Here is a 16,058-nt window from a genome sequence, read left to right on the forward strand (position 1 = left end):
ACATTTAGGGCATTCCTACAGAACTGATATCGTAAAGATTTCATTCAATAAAGTTAATGAAATGTTTGATGAAGACACTGCAATTTCAGTATTGTTTGCTCTTCTTGAAGGAATTAGCATGACTTACAACATTGAACGAAATGATATTGGAGGCATGATTTATAAAACAAATTTAGCAAAGCCTTACTCATTTATATTATTTGATACTATGGCTGGAGGTGCAGGTCATGTTAAGAGATTAAAAGATGATAAGTCTTTGATGGAAGTATTAAAAATGCACTTGCTAAAGTATCTCAAAACTGTTGCGATGAAGATACATCTTGTTATAACTGTTTAAGAACATATAATAATCAACGTTTGCATAAGCATATAAAAAGGGCTTAGCAAAGAATGCTTTGTCAGTAATAATTAGTAATATCAAGAATAAAATAAAATTATGCATTATCAGATCCACAATATGATTTTACAATGGTAGATATAAATGAATTTATAAATAGTGGAACACTTGATGGAAGTGAATCAAATAGCTCTTTAATTAGTTTAATAAGTGAAATAAGCATTAAGCGAGCAGAAACTCAGATGGTTACGGTTATGTGTTAAATCCTAATGACGGTAGTCAAGTTGAATATGCTGATTTTGCTTGGAAGGATAGAAACATTCTGTTGTTTACTATTGAAAATAAAAAATCATATGATAATTTAGTGAATTCTCAAAATAAATTTGATTGCTATTTATTAACAGATTCTTTTGATTATGTAGAATTTGTAAAAGAATTGTTGAGGTGATTATAGTGAACCCCAAAAGTTGGACTAAAAAAATTAATTCGAATTGCTTTTTACGGAATGATACCTATACTTCTTAGGCGTCATTCCTTTTAATTTTGTAATTATTCTTTTTTTCATTATAGTACTTTATATATTTATGAATTGCTTGTTCCAATTCATCTAATGAATTAAACTCATATTCATGACCGTAGAACATTTCGTTTTTCATTGTGCCAAAAAAAATTTCAATTATGCAATTATCATAGCAATTTCCTTTTCTAGACATACTTTGTAAAATATTTTTTTGTTTTAAAATGTTTCGATATTCTTCCATCTGATATTGTCAGCCTTGATCTGAATGAAAAATTAAACCGTCTAAATTTTTATGTTTCTCAAAGCACGATCTAACATATCCTTAATTTGTTTAAAATTAGGCGACCTAGAAACAGAATAAGAAATTATTTCTCTATTATGTGCGTCAATTATTGGCGAAAGGTAAAGTTTTCCTGAAGGAATATGAAACTCAGAAACATCAGTGCTTCATATTTAGTTTACTTTTTTCTGTTTTAAAATTTCTTTCAAAAAAGGTTATGTTTTTTTGCTTATCTATAATTTTATTTAAAAGTAAATTTTTACAGGTTTTACCTATTTTGCCTTTATAAGATTTATATTTAGCCTTTGGTTTAATGCCAAAAATATTCAATTCATTCATTAAACGCCTTACTTTTTTGTGATTTACAACAAAACCTCTATTTTTTAAGTTCTAAAGTTATTTCTACGATACCCATATCGAGATTTATTTTTTTTGAAAATTTTCTAAAATTAAATCCTTAATTGGGGAATCTTTATCTATTTTCTTAAAAGATTTTAAAATATAAAAATATGTTGATTTTGATAATTTGAAAAATACTAACATACTTTTAAATTGATATTTGTGCCTTGATTCATACACAACAATTACTTTTTTCTTTTTTTTGTTGCTGTTTCCTTTGTAGAACCAAGGCTCTCAATTTTTTTAGTAAATCATTCTCCATTTCTAATTGAGAATTGCGCTCTTCAAGTTCCTTGATCTTTATTTGCATTTCACATAAATCATTTTTATCTTTCAAATTTTCATTTTTTAGGCCTTCCTTGTTTTCTATTAAGACCATTATAATCTAAATTTGAATATTTTTGAATCATGAATAAATTAAACCAACATTTATATTCAATTTATTAGCTATTTTATTCATTGGCTCACCATTTTTAATTTCTTTAATAATTTGAATTTTAAAATCATATGAATATTTATTATTATGTTTTCTAACTAATCCTTGATAACCATGAATTTTATACAAAGAGTAAATAGTATTTAATCTACTTTTTGATATATTACAGTTCATTATATTTTTTTTAGTTTCATTTTCTTCTATTAGTTTAATTATATTTATCTTATCTTCTAACTTCAATTTCATAAAAACCCCAAAAGTTTTTCCAATTACTTGGTCTAACTTTTGGGTTCATTATAGATTTTGGCTATTATGATTCCGACAGATGGTTATTTTGAACCAAAAAGTGGTGAAAAAGATATGTTTGAGGCCCTTCAAAAATTGCCAAATGATTACTATGTCTTTCATTCGTATAGATTAGTTCAATTAATACCAGATAAAGGCTTAAATGAAAATGAAATAGATTTTCTTATTTTTCAACCCGAATTATGGGTGCCTTTTTATGGAATGTAAGAATGCTAGAGTTTCTAGAAATGAAAACGGACAATGGAAGTATGTTAAAAATGAGAATGGAACTGTAAAAGAAATAAATATGAAAGATCCGTTCGATCAGGCGTTTTCTGGACAACATAATTTATTCAATAAGTTAAGAAAAACATATCCTGAATACAAAGATAATATTAATAGTTGTAAATTCATGGTAGCAGTGTGGTTTCCAAAATATACTAAAGAAGAAATACAAAATACGGATTTTGGTCCAAATGTGGTAAAAGAAATAATAATGACTCGTGAGGCATTGTTGTATAAAGATGAAACAATCTCACAAGTAAAAGCTTTGATGGAACGTATGGATAAAGTTCATATTGTATGTAAATATGAAGAAGAACTTATCGAAGATGGTCCTGGTTATAAACATTCATTGTCCTATTCTGATGCTATGAATTTATATAGTAAAGTATTATGCCCAACATTTAAAGCTATTGTAAATGTAAAAAAAGATTATGAACAAACTTATATAGAATTACTAGATGAGCAGTTCGTAATTCTTGATTTCTTGAGGCACCAAAGGACAGCAGCAATAAGTGGCGCAAGTGGAACTGGTAAGACATTAGTCGCTGTTGAAAGAGCTAGAAGGTTATCTAATAGTGGTGAAAAAGTATTGTTTCTTTGCTATAACAAAAATCTTCGAGAGTGGTTACACAAATGTTATTCAAGTGATTTAAAGAATGTTTATTTTTATACTCTAGATGCATTTGGATGTAAGAAATGTAAAACGTCTTTAGATTCGTTAAGCTATTATGATTTAAAAGATATTCTTGAAACGGAAATAATAGAAGATAAATTCGAGTATCAACATATTATCGTTGACGAAGGTCAAGACTTCGGGCGTGAAAGAGCTGATGATTCAAAGATACTAGAATTATTTTATGAATATGGAGAAAACCCTATTGATGATAAGAAAAATACATCTTTCTTCATCTTCTATGATAAGAACCAATTGGTAAATTCTAAAAAGCTTCCTACATACATACAAAATGTTGATTCTAAATTGACTTTATATAAAAATTGTAGAAATACAAAAAATATAGCTGCTACAGCATATTCACTAATTGAATTAAAGCCTGTCTTATATGATAAGGCTTAGACTGGTGAACCATCAAATTTTTATATCTATAATACTGGTGATGAATTAAAAACAAAAATAGGTAATCTTGTCGACAAATTATCTAAGAAACAGGTAATGACAGAGTAATTATTTCTCGCGCTGATTCATTGAAGGTATCAAATTTGAAAGATGTAATCATTAATGATTCTGGCACTAATACTGTTAAAATGAATGGCAAGAAAACAAAAGTTTTTACGTGTCCTACTTTTAAGGGATTAGAGGCTGATGATGTTATTATTACAGATATAAATAACGACATTTTCGATGAAAATAATAAATCATTTTATGTTGCAGCTTCGCGTGCAAAAAAGAGGTTATTCATTTTTATTAATAAAAATAATGTTAACTTTAAAGAAGTTATTGAGAGAAGATTTAGTGAAACATTCCCAAATCCTGATAAAACTAGACAGTTGATTGGAATTATGAAAGGAATAATAAAATAAATGAGATTGTTTAAAGATAGCATCATTATTGCATGCTTTATTGCAATTTTTTGTTTAGTTAGCTGTAACAAGAATAATAATTCACTAACTCAACCAGCTACTGATGAGCCCAGTACAACAATTACTACTCCATCAGATGATAATCAACAACTAAGGAAGATGAAACTGAAAATATGAAAATTAACATTAAAAATAGATGGCATAGAAGTAGATGTAATATGGGCTGATAATGATTCAGTAAAAGCTTTTAAGAATCTTGCTAAAGATGGATTAACTATAAATATGAGTAAGTATGGTGGATTTGAGCAGGTAGGTTCAATTGGTTCTACATTACCATCAGCTGATACTAGAATTACTACTAATCCAGGAGATATAGTTTTATACTCATCAAATCAAATAGTATTATTCTATGATTCTAATACTTGGTCTTATACGAAATTAGGCCACATCAATTTATCTAAAAGTGAATTAATAGATTTACTTGGTGATGAAGATGTTGTTATTACACTAAGTCTAGAATAAAGAACGAAAGAAGGTCTTAAAATGAAAATCATTATGTTTCACAATTCATTATTAGGCGTTTTTCTAACGCAATAAATGTATTTGATGTGCATACTGGTAGAATAGATGAAAGTAAAAGACCTCACAAAGTTTTTTATAAAGATGACATTTATGATGAAGAGATTGAGAAGCTAGTAAATTTTAATATTGAAAGTCGAGTTTCAAACATTCTTAACAATAAGATATTGGTTGATGGAGATGTCGTTCTTACAAGAACAGAGTTAGAAACTTTGAAACGATATATGTTGATTTGTAGTGTAAGAACACAATCTGAAGATCAATTTTGTGGTATTTTTAAAAAGCTTCGAACATAACGCTGAACATTATATTAATGTATATCGAGAATATTCTTTCTTGAAAAAGACAAAGGACTTAAATCTTTCCAATAACGAATTGTATTTAAGAACTTTAAAGGTTTTTGCTAAAACCAACAATATAAGAGATATTGCATTAAACCCTCTAGCTACAAGAGAAATGCTGGCTTGGGCTATGCCATTTTTAGAATCTTATATAGCATTTTGGGATACTCCAAAAGATAAAGAATATATCTTGACTGATTGCGGAATGTGCAGTGAATATGAAGGATTCCATATGATTACTGGCGGCATTGATATTTCTAAAATGTCTTATATTTTGAAGCAAATAAAGAGTGGTAAATATCAATATGGTGAATTGATGGCTAGCTGTAGCGTAATGTTTGAAAACTATAATTACGATTTAAAGAATTAATTTCGTTTTGCACTTTTAAAACAAATTCGTCATTAAGGCTTATTTTCTTTTAATCCCCTTTGATATAAATTGTCTAATAAATTTATGACAATTTTCAATAGAACCTTTTTCAAAGGAGCAATAGGGATGGCAGACGTAAATATCAATTTTCTTATCAATAGTATTTAATTTAACATTTTCAGATCCGTTGTCCATTGTTATACTCTTAATTTTTAATTTGTTTTCTTTAATAATGGTTTTTAGTCCATTTGCCATTGAATCGGAGTTTCTTTGAATGACTTTAATAAATAGTTTTCGACTTTTTCTTTCTAATAAGGTTAAGTAACAATATTTTGATCTTTTATTAAGAATTACAGTATCAATTTCATAATGACCAAATTCACTTCTATTATTAATATATTCTGGTCTTTCTTCAATACTTTTAGCAAAGGTAATTCTTGAGCGTTTTGCCATTCTTTTCTTTCTTTTTAAACCTGTAATCGTTTTCTTAATTGGAAAAATCTTAAAATCAATAAGTTTATGACTATTTATTAGATAATAAATAGCTTGTAAAGATGGTATTACAATTTCAATATTATTTTCTTTAGCATATTTTTTGAAGTCATTAATAAGATTTGCTACTGAACGTTTTTGCAAAAATTTATACTTATTTTGAATCAATTTTGATATCTTTATACAAAAAACTTTTTTAGAATTATTAATTATTTTACTGTTCATATTATAATTAATGTGTCCTTTCGTAATGGATTTTTGATGTTATATATATTATACAAAGGACAAAAAATATGGCGCCAGATTACTTACGTATACTGGAACGCCATATTTTTAATTTTTAAATTTTCTTAATATAATAGATTTATAGACGAAAAAGTGGTATAATTCGTTATATAATGTAAAAGGTGGGTAACGTTTATGAAAGAGAAAGTAAATTATCCTGAAATGATAGTTTTACTTAGAGCTAGAATGAATATATCCCAAGAAAAACTTGCATCTAAACTTGGTGTGTCTTTTCAGTCAGTTAATAGATGAGAAAATGGAAAATATGAGCCAACTAAACTTGCTAAAGTAAAACTTAAAGAATTATTTAAAGAATTTGATATTAAAGTAATAGAAGAATAGGAGATAATGTTAACTATGTCACAAATAATTAAGGAAGATATATTATGGAAAGCAGCGGAAAAACTAAGAGATAAAGTTGATCCTGCAGATTATAAAAATGTAGTATTAGGACTAGTTTTCTTAAAATATGTTAGTGATAAATATGTTGCTAAATATAATGAATTAAAGAAAGTTGGAGATGGCAGAGAAGATGATGAAGATTATTATATCTCTGACCATGTTTTTATCGTTCCCAAGAATGCATTATGGAGTCATGTAGCATCACATTCTAAACAAGATGGCTTAGGTCAAATTATCGATAATGCTTTTATTGAACTTGAAAAAAATAATAATCAATTAAAAGGTATTTTACCTAAGACTTATTCTAAGAGCGATTTAGATAAAACAGCGTTAGGTGAATTAGTTGATTTCTTTACTAATAATTTAAATATGGAAGGGGTTGATGGAGATTTCTTCGGCCAAGTTTATGAATATTATGTAGGAGAATTTGCTAAATATATTCCTACAAAAGGCGGAGAATTCTTTACACCTAAATCAGTAGTTGAATTAATGGTAGATATTCTAGAACCATATAGAGGTAGAGTATATGACCCATGTTGTGGTTCTGGTGGTATGTTCGTTCAATGTTCTAAATTCGTAAAAGAACATCAAGGACAAGTTGATAATATTTCTATATTCGGTCAAGAATCAAATCCTGGAACGTGGAAGATGGCTAAGATGAATTTAGCTATTCGTGGTCTTGAAGGAAATCTTGGTGAAAGGAATGGCAATTCATTTACTGATGACTTACATAAAACATTAAGAGCAGATTTTATAATTGCCAATCCACCATATAACCTAAAAGAATATTGGAAACCATCATTAGCCGGAGACCCGAGATGAGTATTTGGTAAACCAAATGAAAAAAATGGTAACTATGCATGGTTATCATTAATGTATGCTAAATTAGCACCACGTGGTAAAGCAGCTATTCTTATGCCCAATGGTGCAACTACATCAAATACAGCTGATGATTACAAAATAAGAAAAGCAATGATAGAACAAGGTAAAGTTGAAGCAATTTTAGCATTACCTAATAAATTATTTGCTAATGTTAGACTTTCTGTTCAATGTTGGGTTTTAAATAAGGAAAAGACTAACACTGATGTATTATTTATTAATGCTGATTCGATGGGTAAGCTTATATCAAAAAAGATACGAGTATTAGAAGAAGCTGATATTAATAAAATTGTAAAAGCCTATAAAGACTTTAAAAATAACAGTCTTAAAGATATACCTGCATTTTGCAAAAAAGCAGATTTAGAAGAAATTAAATCAAAAGATTATTCTTTAAATCCGGGAAGATATGTAGGAGCAGATGAATCAAATAAATTATCTCCTGAAGAAATTCAAGAGGAATTAAGAAAAGCATCTGCTGAATTATTTGAATTAATGAAGGAGGGTAAGGAACTAGAAGAAAAAATTAAAGAGATTTTAGAAGAAGAAATGAAATAGTATAGTGTTAACTATGTGTTGTTGTAGGGCATAATCAACAACCGGAATTAATAAATCCCCATATTGCTCTGCATTGATATTATTACGAGTGCTTCCAGTGAATAAAGACGAAACTTGGTTCCAATAAGATTTGCTTTGACAGTAGTATCCCAAATATTGAGGATTAATCAAAGTGGGATCAATAGAGAATTTTATTAAGAATCCGGCAAACACAGTATTTGGCTTTATATTTTTACAAAAAAAATTTCTGCCAGTACTATTGCCAGTTCTTGCAAATACTATATCATTTTTATTCAAAACATATTTATTCCAATTTTTATAAAGATTTGGATTAATGCATGTTTCCAATGTGTAAGGTGCATATCCGTTATCATCAATATCTGTAATTCTTAGATATTGTGGATATTTTGAATTATAATCACATGATGATGCTCCAATGCCATAAACACCTTTATTTGGATTTGATAAATTTTTAATTTTTTGATAGTTCATAACTATATGAGAACATTTAAAATAAAAGAGATTTCTGAAATTATAAATGGTGCTACACCTTCAACTAGTAATCCTTTATATTGGGATGGAAGTATTCCTTGGATTACGCCAAAAGATTTAACAGATTTTCATAATCGCTATATAAATAGCGGTCATTCTTTTATTACAGAAGAAGGGTATAAAAGTTGCTCTACAAAAATGTTACCAATCGGAACAATCTTGTTATCATCAAGAGCACCTATAGGCTATTTAGCTATTGCCAACAAAGAAATGTGTACGAATCAGGGTTTTAAATCTATAATATGCAATTCACAATATATAAATAATTTATATATGTTTTATTGGTTATCCACTAAAATAAACTATTTGCAGCAAATATCTAGTGGGGCAACATTCAAAGAATTATCAAAAGATAATCTTGAAAATGTAGAAATAAATCTTCCAACACTTGCCGAACAACAACACATAGTTAACACTATAGGAAGTGTCGATGATTTACTTGAAAATTTGGTAAAACAAAACGAAAAAATCATTCAAATTGGTCTAATAAAAATCAATAAATTAAATAATATTCAAACTAAAAATCTTTCTGAAATAGTCGAATTCTCTAAAGGATGCGAAGTTGGTTCATCGAATTATAGCGATATTAAGAAAGATAATATGATTAATTATTTAAGAGTGGGCGATTTAAATGCCATCGGTACTACCCATGTTAAATTAGATAACGAACTAGTTATTTCTAAATTCGATGATATATTATGTGCATTTGATGGTGCGCCAGGAAGAAATAATATTGGACTAGTTGGTGCTTATTCATCTGGTATTTATAATCTTAAATGTAATGATATTAATAAAGGATTGGTTTATTTTGGAATAAATAGTGATTTGAATCAGAAAATTATAGCTGATCATTCACAAGGCACTACAATATTACATGCTTCTAAATCAATTCAACATTTACAATATGCTGACATTGGACTAGAAGATAAAATGTATTTGAACTCATTATTTAAATTATTATTACAAAATAAAAAGAAGATTGAATATTTGAAAAATATAAAATCCAATCTCCTTAATAAATATTTTTAATTACCAATCTATTATTTTATCAACAATAGCTTGTTGCTCTTCACTGGTTTTACGAAGATATATCCTTGTTGTTTCAATGGACTCATGGCCCATTAAATCAGCCAACAAGGCTATATCTTTTCTTTTTTCTAGAAAGTTTTTTGCGAATCTATGCCTAAAAGAATGGGGATAAATGACTTTTAGATTCATTTTTAATTTTTCACCAAGTGCCTTTAATTGGTGAGCAATCCCTCTTGTAGTTATTTGTTTACCATTTTTATTTAAAAATAGATAGCCTTCGATTCTTCCAATAGAATCATAATATTCTATTGCTTTTATACGAAGCCTTTTTGGTATGAATATCCTTCGTATTTTACCTGATTTAGTATATAAATCGATATATCCACGTTTTAGATGTTCGTATTTAAATTGAATTAATTCTGATACACGAGCTCCAGTTGCGCCCAAGAATCGTGCAACGAAATACCATTCAAGATTGCCATCTTTAATAAGTTTATTCTTGAAAAATTCATAATCAGCGTCACTTATTACATTTTCAAGATAACTTTTTTGTTGAACTTTGATATATTTTAGTTTCAACTTATCTTTACCGATAAATTCAAGATATTTATTTATACCTTGAATTCTTAAATTAACTGTTTTACCTTTATATTTGTCAACCAAGACAGCTTTAAAGGCTAATAAATTTTGTTTTGTGATTTCATCAAAATCTCTATTATACATTTCTACAGCTGTTTCATATGCATCAATTGTATTTTTAGATAAATTTTGATGAAGTAAGAAATTTTTAAAATCTTTCATATGATACCTCCTAATTATTTGAAGGTATATCACATACTAAAAGTATTTATCTAATAATTGAGATTTTATTTCTTTTAGTTTGTTTATTTTTCTTCTTAATAATGATAATTCATCGATATAATAATGATATTTTAATTCATAATCATTTAGTTCATTATCATCTAATAAAGGCACTAATATTTTAATGAAAGTATCATTATTAACACCAGCCATTGTTGTTCCAACTGAATTTAAATCACGCTGAAGATTAAAATCATTTGAAATTATAATAGCAGAAAGAAAAGTTAAAGGAAGTTTTTTAGATGCTTCTAATCCTAAGAATCCTGTTGATAATATATAATTGTCAATTAAATCAATGTCATTATTAGTAATTATTAGTTTTTTATTAGAGCCTTTCATTTTAGCAAATCATACACTATTTTTTACTGGTTGCATATTTGCTCTAGAAGGTCTCTTGTTATAACTAATAATTTCACCTTCAGAAATGTTGTTGATACCTTCTATGGTAGAAGTATCCACATACACCTTAGTTTTGTCAAATAAAGTTATTCCTGATTTAATTATGTTTGGATTGTGATATTCAAATGTCGTTTTATCAGGATATTTTTTAATGAAATATCCAATATTTCGCATATTTTGTTGATTCTTGACTGATAATTTTCAAGTAAATCATCGACACTTCCTATAGTGTTAATTAGCTAGAAATATTTTGATAACAAATTTTGCTTTATTTGCTTTAATTTATTATTCATTTTCTTATATTTGAACATTAAATCATAAAGCGAAGCGAGTTTTTGATTTGTTGTTATAGTTTCATTGTTTAGAGGAATTGAAATTACTTCAAGCACTCCTTTAGTAATGAACTTTATAACTGAACCTTGAGAATAATGATTAAATCATTTATTCCAAACTCACATGCCTTTTGAAATAATAGAAGTATTTGTTGGTGATAGAACATATGTCCTTTGATAAGCATTAATTTACCTTCATAGTATTTACAAGATATCTCACCATTTCCTGCAACAATTATAGCTTTACAGTCAAATGCATAGTCATCAATAAGTAGTCCATCCTTGCCACATGTGAAAAATGGATATTTGCCATTAATACTTGAGGCTTCAACATTTAATTTACCTGTTTTTATTTCACAACAATTACCTAACATAACAATGACGTGTTATCCGGTGTTATTAGATAATTTTGATAAATTAAATCTGAAAAAGTATGCAATTTATCTGTAATTTATTGTTAAATTCAATTAAATCATCTATTGTTCCTATAGTGTTAATTAGCTAGAAATATTTTGATAGTAATAATTGTTTAATTTGCTTAGCTTTTTTGATTACCAATTTACAATTTAATAAAGAACTGTATAGACAATCATATTTTTTAAAGGATGTAATTTCATTATAGGAATTAAAAACTTTCAATTCTTTTAAATCATCTAATGATAAATTGAGTTGAGCGGTTCCTTTGCCTAACTGAATAATTTCTTTTTTATATTTATGTAGATACGCAAAAAGATAGCTAGAAGAATCCGATGTTATTTTAAGTACTCTCTGATTTAAATAACAATTATTTTCATCGACTATCCCTGAACGCCCTATGTTTCCAGTCATAGTTAAAACAATATCGCCGATTGATAATAGATATTTATTATCTGCTTTTTCTTCTGAAAGTTGTGAAACATTATTAGTGTTAAAACCGCTATCATCAATATTTTTAATAGTTATAAGTTTTTTATTTGAATTTGTAACATAATATTTGCTTTCAAATGTTCCACCATTAAAAGATTTAAAAACATAACCAAAGGTATTTGTTTTATCAGATTCACTTTTGTCAAGTAAGAATAATAAATATTTAAGTTTTTGTTATACTCAATTTGTTTTTTTTCAATCAAATCATCTATTGTTCCTATAGTGTTAACTATGAAATTATAAACAATGACAAAACTAGTGACATAATTAGTGACAAAACTAGTGACATTTTAAATTATTTATGATATAATATTTTTTATTTAATTGATAGGATATGTCCATATGAATTTAGGAAAAGAAAACGAAACATTGGAATTTAAAAAAACAACAGGTGAACTTAGGGACGCAATGGATGATATTTGTGCCATTTTAAATAAGCATGGTAAAGGCGTTCTATATTTTGGAGTCAAACCAAATGGAGATGTATGTGGACAAATAGTAAGTGATAGTTCATTAGATGATGTAGCAACACATATTAAAACTGCAATTAAACCAATGATTTATCCTTCAATTAAAGAGGAGATGCTAGATGGCTTAAGTGTTATTAAAGTTGAGTTTGCTGGAACTGAAAGGCCATATTCATCTTATGGCAGATATTATAAGAGAGTTCATGATAGAGCTGAGGGCATGACACCTGATGAATTAAAACATATGATGCTTGATACAGATTATTCATCTATTTGGGAAAATAATATAACTACATTTGAGATTGAAGATGTAGATTCTAAAGCATTAAAGAGTTTTTATGCAAGAGCAGTCAATTGCGGAAGGTTAGAACCTCTCGAAGAATATGATGAAAAAGAGTTATTAAGAATGTTGGGATTGATGGTTGATGACAAGTTAACAAATGCTGGCTATTTCCTATTCTCATCAAAGGAACCAACTGTTTTAAAATGGCTGTTTATGCTACAGACCAAAGAATAAATTTTTTAGATATTAATAGGGTTCATGATAATATTTATAATTTGATAGATATCGCAACAGTATATATTAATCAACATATGAACTGGAGAGTTGAATTTGATGGTAAAAGTACATCAAGAATCGAAATACCAGAAGTACCAGTTGATGCTGTAAGAGAAATTGTTGTCAATGCATTTGCTCATGCTAATTATCGTTCAATTACAGAACATGAAATTGATATAACTCCAACGATGATTGATATTTATAATCCTGGTGAGTTTCCAATTAATTATAAACCAGAAGATTTTGCTGAACGTAGAATTCAATCAATGCCTAGAAACAGGAAGATATTAGATGTTTTATATCGCTCTAAGAATGTTGAAGTTCAAGGAAGCGGAATAAGAAAAGTATTAGAACTATGTGCTGCCAATAATGTTAAATACGAATACTATACAATGAATTTGGATTTAGATTTAGTTTCTATAGAAACAATGTCACTCTAAATGTCACCAAGGATGTCACTAGTGATGTCACTAAAGAAATTCCTAAAAGAGTCAATGAATTAGATAGTGAAGTTATACTCTTATTGAAAGAAAATCCGGTTTATACAAGAGAAGAAATAGCCCAAAAAGTTGGTAAGACGGCTAGAACAGTACAAAGATCATTAGATAGATTAAAAGAAGCTAAAAAAATTGTAAGAATTGGAAATAAAGTTTCAGGTTATTGGGAAGTTATAGATTAAGGTGGTGAAATTATGGTATATGAAAGTGTGATTGAAGAGACTATAATATCCTTACTTCAAAATAAAGGATATGAATTGATAGATGAAAATGATAATTGGATATTAAATCGTACATTAGATGAATTCATTAATGAAGATTTATTAAAAGAATGCCTTATTAAGATTAATAAGATATCTGATATGAATATCATTGAAGATGCTATTAATGCTATAAAAAGATTAGAAAATCCATCTTTATTTGAACGCAATTTTGATTTCATAAGATTTTAATTGATGGAATTACAATAGAATCTAAAGATTATCAAGTCAATCCATTAATTAAATTTATTGATTTTAATAATCCTGAAAATAATGTATTTCAAGTTTGCCATCAAGTTAAATTTAAAGAAGGTAAAAATACAAGAATACCTGATGTAATTGTGTATATCAATGGATTACCTTTAATTGTAATGGAATTAAAATCATTTGATGAAGATGCTACTAATGCGACATTAGAACATGCATATTCACAACTCGGATCTAATTCGGAACATGATGGATATAGATATGATATTCCGACATTATTCAATTATAATGCTTTTTTTAGTTATATCTGATGGTGTTTATACTAAAGTTGGTACATTAACATCTAAGATTGATAGATATAACGAATGGAAAAGTGTTGAAGGTGAAAAAGGATACGATGATTCTTGTGTAACCAAATTGAATATTTTTATTTGATGGTTTATTTGAGAAAAAACGGCTAATTGATTTCATTAAAAACAACATTTTCTTCATTATTGATAAAAATGAGAAACCAGTTAAGATAATGGCTCAATATCATCAAATTTTTGGTGTTAATAAAGCGCTAGATTCTATTATCAAAACTGTTAAACCAAATGGTAATGGTAAAGCTGGTATTATATGGCATACACAAGGTAGTGGTAAATCATTTTCAATGGTTATGTTAGCTCATAGATTATTGTTAGAAAAATCATTAAATGTTCCTACAATTGTAATGCTAACAGATAGAATTGACTTAGACGATCAATTATATAAAACATTTTATAGTGCAAGAAATTATTTAAAGTGTGAAGCTGCAATTGCTACATCAAGAGAAGATTTAGTTAAGAAATTATCTACTATAAAACAAGGTGGTATTATTCTTACAACCGTTGGTAAATTTGATAAAGAAAATCTACCAAAGAATGAAAGAAATAACATTATTGTCATGACTGATGAAGCTCATAGAGGGCATTATGGCATTTATGAAACAGTTCATTATGAAAAGAATGCTGAAACCGAAGAAATGGAAGCAGTATTTAAATATGGTGTTGAAAAATATATAAGAGATGCTCTTCCTAATGCAACATTTATTGGTTTTCTGGAACACCAGTATCTACAAAAGATAAACAAACAACTGATATTTTTGGTGATATTATCGATGTTTTTACGATATGACTCAATCAGTTATTGATGGTTCAACAGTTAAATTATATTATGAATCACGCTTAGCCAAAGTATGGACTAATGAGAGATATTAAAACAAATTGATGAATATTATACTGATATTGAAAAAAACGAAAAAGCTGATAAGAATTCTATAGAACGTTCTAAGGCTGAAATGTCTAAAATTAAAGTCATATTAGAAGGTGATGATATGATTGAACTTTTTGCAAAGGATATCTTAGCTCATTATGAGGAAAGAAAAGGATTTCTTAAATGGCAAAGCAATGATTGTATGTCAAACAAGAATTGCAGCTGCTAAATTATATAAAAAGATAACTGAAGAATTAAGACCCGATTTAAAAGAACAAGTAATTTTAGTTGTTACTGAATCTAATAAAGATACTGAAGAACAAAGAAATTATTTGGTAATAGCGATTATAGAAAAGAATTAGGTGAAGAATTCAAGAAAGATACATCAAAATACAAAATTGCAATTGTAGTTGATATGTGACTTACTGGTTTTGACGTACCAGATTTAGATTGTATGTATTTTATTAAGAGATTAAAATCATATAATCTTATGCAAGCTATTGCTCGTGTAAATCGTGTATATCCAGGTAAATATTATGGTTTAATTGTTGATTATATCGGCTTAAATGAAGCATTGGAAAATGCGTTAACTGAATATACTGATAGAGATAGAGAAACTAATGTTCAAGATATCAAGAAAAGAAATTTACACTATTTTAAAAGAAAAATTAAGTATCTTGAACGAATGGTTCTATAAGATTGAAAAATCTAAATTCTATAGTAAAGATTCATTAAAAGATTTACGGCAATTCAAGAGGTGCTCAATTCATTT

The 16,058-nt window shown here is 27.6% G+C and carries 30 protein-coding genes and 1 pseudogene; 20 read left to right on the plus strand and 11 right to left on the minus strand.

The window, feature by feature from the left end; all coding sequences use genetic code 4:
* Together EXC38_RS03495 and EXC38_RS03220 are read left to right on the plus strand one after the other, a co-directional pair.
* The coding region (locus tag EXC38_RS03495; protein ID WP_165056861.1) for a DUF1998 domain-containing protein at nucleotides 1–337 on the plus strand (337 nt) is incomplete at its 5' end.
* 256 nt (nucleotides 338–593) lie between these two features.
* On the plus strand, nucleotides 594–791 hold the full coding sequence (locus EXC38_RS03220; RefSeq protein ID WP_129694804.1) for a hypothetical protein: 198 nt from the start codon (nucleotides 594–596) through the stop codon (nucleotides 789–791).
* A 67-nt stretch (nucleotides 792–858) separates the two neighbouring features.
* On the opposite strand, the gene EXC38_RS03225 is transcribed toward EXC38_RS03220, so the two are convergent.
* The 5 genes from EXC38_RS03225 to EXC38_RS03240 all read right to left on the minus strand — a co-directional run bounded on the left by EXC38_RS03225 (nucleotide 859) and on the right by EXC38_RS03240 (nucleotide 2,218).
* A complete protein-coding gene (locus EXC38_RS03225) occupies nucleotides 859–1,098 on the minus strand; it encodes an IS3 family transposase (protein ID WP_129694805.1) in 240 nt (79 codons plus the stop codon).
* Between the two features lie 41 nt (nucleotides 1,099–1,139).
* Nucleotides 1,140–1,310: a DDE-type integrase/transposase/recombinase gene (locus tag EXC38_RS03680; protein ID WP_416389271.1), complete on the minus strand. Its 171-nt coding sequence runs from the start codon at nucleotides 1,308–1,310 to the stop codon at nucleotides 1,140–1,142.
* Nucleotides 1,234–1,524, minus strand: coding sequence for a transposase (locus EXC38_RS03685; RefSeq protein ID WP_129694826.1), 291 nt, complete (start codon nucleotides 1,522–1,524; stop codon nucleotides 1,234–1,236). Before EXC38_RS03685 ends, EXC38_RS03680 begins: the two co-directional genes overlap by 77 nt.
* Nucleotides 1,525–1,684: 160 nt before the next feature.
* Nucleotides 1,685–1,915 carry a hypothetical protein gene (locus tag EXC38_RS03235; RefSeq protein WP_129694806.1) on the minus strand — a complete coding sequence of 77 codons (231 nt, stop codon included), beginning with the start codon at nucleotides 1,913–1,915 and terminating at the stop codon, nucleotides 1,685–1,687.
* A 6-nt stretch (nucleotides 1,916–1,921) separates the two neighbouring features.
* A complete protein-coding gene (locus EXC38_RS03240; RefSeq protein ID WP_129694807.1) occupies nucleotides 1,922–2,218 on the minus strand; it encodes a transposase in 297 nt (98 codons plus the stop codon).
* A 66-nt stretch (nucleotides 2,219–2,284) separates the two neighbouring features.
* Between EXC38_RS03240 and EXC38_RS03245 the strand changes: the two genes are divergently transcribed.
* The 6 genes and pseudogenes from EXC38_RS03245 (at nucleotide 2,285) to EXC38_RS03270 (ending at nucleotide 5,371) form a co-directional block, all read left to right on the plus strand.
* The gene (locus EXC38_RS03245) at nucleotides 2,285–2,485 is read left to right on the plus strand and encodes a nuclease-related domain-containing protein (protein ID WP_129694808.1); all 201 of its coding nucleotides are present in this window, start codon (nucleotides 2,285–2,287) and stop codon (nucleotides 2,483–2,485) included.
* Entirely contained in the window at nucleotides 2,475–3,617 is a 1,143-nt protein-coding gene (locus EXC38_RS03250) for a DEAD/DEAH box helicase family protein (RefSeq protein WP_129694809.1), read from the plus strand. Before EXC38_RS03245 ends, EXC38_RS03250 begins: the two co-directional genes overlap by 11 nt.
* Nucleotides 3,618–3,760: 143 nt before the next feature.
* A complete protein-coding gene (locus tag EXC38_RS03255) occupies nucleotides 3,761–4,081 on the plus strand; it encodes an ATP-binding domain-containing protein (protein WP_165056846.1) in 321 nt (106 codons plus the stop codon).
* Nucleotides 4,082–4,603 (plus strand): cyclophilin-like fold protein, encoded by a 522-nt coding sequence (locus tag EXC38_RS03260; protein ID WP_223213808.1) that lies wholly within the window; start codon nucleotides 4,082–4,084, stop codon nucleotides 4,601–4,603. It begins immediately after the preceding gene.
* Between the two features lie 38 nt (nucleotides 4,604–4,641).
* A pseudogene (locus EXC38_RS03265) lies at nucleotides 4,642–4,956 on the plus strand (DUF4238 domain-containing protein); the annotation flags it as partial.
* A 40-nt stretch (nucleotides 4,957–4,996) separates the two neighbouring features.
* A complete protein-coding gene (locus EXC38_RS03270) occupies nucleotides 4,997–5,371 on the plus strand; it encodes a hypothetical protein (RefSeq protein ID WP_129694812.1) in 375 nt (124 codons plus the stop codon).
* Between the two features lie 39 nt (nucleotides 5,372–5,410).
* Here EXC38_RS03270 and EXC38_RS03275 read toward each other — a convergent pair whose 3' ends face one another.
* Nucleotides 5,411–6,088, minus strand: a complete 678-nt coding sequence (locus tag EXC38_RS03275; protein ID WP_129694523.1) for an IS30 family transposase — start codon at nucleotides 6,086–6,088, stop codon at nucleotides 5,411–5,413.
* Between the two features lie 195 nt (nucleotides 6,089–6,283).
* On the opposite strand from EXC38_RS03275, the gene EXC38_RS03280 reads away from it, so the two are divergent.
* On the plus strand, nucleotides 6,284–6,490 hold the full coding sequence (locus tag EXC38_RS03280) for a helix-turn-helix domain-containing protein (RefSeq protein WP_129694524.1): 207 nt from the start codon (nucleotides 6,284–6,286) through the stop codon (nucleotides 6,488–6,490).
* Between the two features lie 15 nt (nucleotides 6,491–6,505).
* Entirely contained in the window at nucleotides 6,506–7,984 is a 1,479-nt protein-coding gene (locus EXC38_RS03285) for a type I restriction-modification system subunit M (protein ID WP_165056847.1), read from the plus strand.
* On the opposite strand, the gene EXC38_RS03290 is transcribed toward EXC38_RS03285, so the two are convergent.
* Complete coding sequence (locus tag EXC38_RS03290; protein ID WP_129694813.1) at nucleotides 7,964–8,476, minus strand: restriction endonuclease subunit S; 513 nt, start codon at nucleotides 8,474–8,476, stop codon at nucleotides 7,964–7,966. The genes EXC38_RS03285 and EXC38_RS03290 overlap by 21 nt on opposite strands.
* Nucleotides 8,477–8,482: 6 nt before the next feature.
* Between EXC38_RS03290 and EXC38_RS03295 the strand changes: the two genes are divergently transcribed.
* A complete protein-coding gene (locus EXC38_RS03295) occupies nucleotides 8,483–9,565 on the plus strand; it encodes a restriction endonuclease subunit S (protein ID WP_129694814.1) in 1,083 nt (360 codons plus the stop codon).
* On the opposite strand, the gene EXC38_RS03300 is transcribed toward EXC38_RS03295, so the two are convergent.
* The 4 genes from EXC38_RS03300 to EXC38_RS03315 form a co-directional block, all read right to left on the minus strand.
* On the minus strand, nucleotides 9,566–10,366 hold the full coding sequence (locus tag EXC38_RS03300) for a tyrosine-type recombinase/integrase (RefSeq protein ID WP_129694528.1): 801 nt from the start codon (nucleotides 10,364–10,366) through the stop codon (nucleotides 9,566–9,568).
* Nucleotides 10,367–10,402: 36 nt separating this feature from the next.
* On the minus strand, nucleotides 10,403–10,999 hold the full coding sequence (locus tag EXC38_RS03305) for a restriction endonuclease subunit S (RefSeq protein ID WP_129694815.1): 597 nt from the start codon (nucleotides 10,997–10,999) through the stop codon (nucleotides 10,403–10,405).
* 232 nt (nucleotides 11,000–11,231) lie between these two features.
* Nucleotides 11,232–11,531, minus strand: coding sequence for a restriction endonuclease subunit S domain-containing protein (locus EXC38_RS03310; protein ID WP_129694816.1), 300 nt, complete (start codon nucleotides 11,529–11,531; stop codon nucleotides 11,232–11,234).
* 127 nt (nucleotides 11,532–11,658) lie between these two features.
* Nucleotides 11,659–12,222, minus strand: a complete 564-nt coding sequence (locus tag EXC38_RS03315) for a restriction endonuclease subunit S (protein ID WP_129694817.1) — start codon at nucleotides 12,220–12,222, stop codon at nucleotides 11,659–11,661.
* 183 nt (nucleotides 12,223–12,405) lie between these two features.
* On the opposite strand from EXC38_RS03315, the gene EXC38_RS03320 reads away from it, so the two are divergent.
* From EXC38_RS03320 to EXC38_RS03360, 9 genes are all read left to right on the plus strand, one after another.
* Nucleotides 12,406–13,047: an AlbA family DNA-binding domain-containing protein gene (locus tag EXC38_RS03320; RefSeq protein WP_129694818.1), complete on the plus strand. Its 642-nt coding sequence runs from the start codon at nucleotides 12,406–12,408 to the stop codon at nucleotides 13,045–13,047.
* Entirely contained in the window at nucleotides 13,017–13,529 is a 513-nt protein-coding gene (locus EXC38_RS03325) for an ATP-binding protein (RefSeq protein WP_129694819.1), read from the plus strand. The genes EXC38_RS03320 and EXC38_RS03325 overlap by 31 nt, the downstream gene beginning before the upstream one ends.
* 59 nt (nucleotides 13,530–13,588) lie before the next feature.
* A complete protein-coding gene (locus EXC38_RS03500; protein ID WP_223213810.1) occupies nucleotides 13,589–13,768 on the plus strand; it encodes a winged helix-turn-helix transcriptional regulator in 180 nt (59 codons plus the stop codon).
* A 12-nt stretch (nucleotides 13,769–13,780) separates the two neighbouring features.
* A complete protein-coding gene (locus tag EXC38_RS03335) occupies nucleotides 13,781–14,038 on the plus strand; it encodes a hypothetical protein (protein WP_129694821.1) in 258 nt (85 codons plus the stop codon).
* Nucleotides 14,039–14,082: 44 nt separating this feature from the next.
* A complete protein-coding gene (locus EXC38_RS03690) occupies nucleotides 14,083–14,379 on the plus strand; it encodes a type I restriction endonuclease (RefSeq protein ID WP_416389272.1) in 297 nt (98 codons plus the stop codon).
* Nucleotides 14,342–14,527, plus strand: coding sequence for a hypothetical protein (locus tag EXC38_RS03345; RefSeq protein WP_129694822.1), 186 nt, complete (start codon nucleotides 14,342–14,344; stop codon nucleotides 14,525–14,527). Before EXC38_RS03690 ends, EXC38_RS03345 begins: the two co-directional genes overlap by 38 nt.
* Before the next feature lie 49 nt (nucleotides 14,528–14,576).
* A complete protein-coding gene (locus EXC38_RS03350; RefSeq protein WP_129694823.1) occupies nucleotides 14,577–15,239 on the plus strand; it encodes a DEAD/DEAH box helicase family protein in 663 nt (220 codons plus the stop codon).
* A gap of 205 nt (nucleotides 15,240–15,444) precedes the next feature.
* Entirely contained in the window at nucleotides 15,445–15,648 is a 204-nt protein-coding gene (locus EXC38_RS03355) for a hypothetical protein (RefSeq protein WP_129694824.1), read from the plus strand.
* 35 nt (nucleotides 15,649–15,683) lie between these two features.
* On the plus strand, nucleotides 15,684–15,983 hold the full coding sequence (locus tag EXC38_RS03360; protein WP_416389273.1) for a type I restriction enzyme subunit R domain-containing protein: 300 nt from the start codon (nucleotides 15,684–15,686) through the stop codon (nucleotides 15,981–15,983).
* Nucleotides 15,984–16,058 lie beyond the last annotated feature (75 nt).

The sequence above is a fragment of the Mycoplasmopsis arginini genome (assembly GCF_900660725.1).
Taxonomy (GTDB): Bacteria; Bacillota_I; Bacilli_A; order Mycoplasmatales; family Metamycoplasmataceae; genus Metamycoplasma; species Metamycoplasma arginini.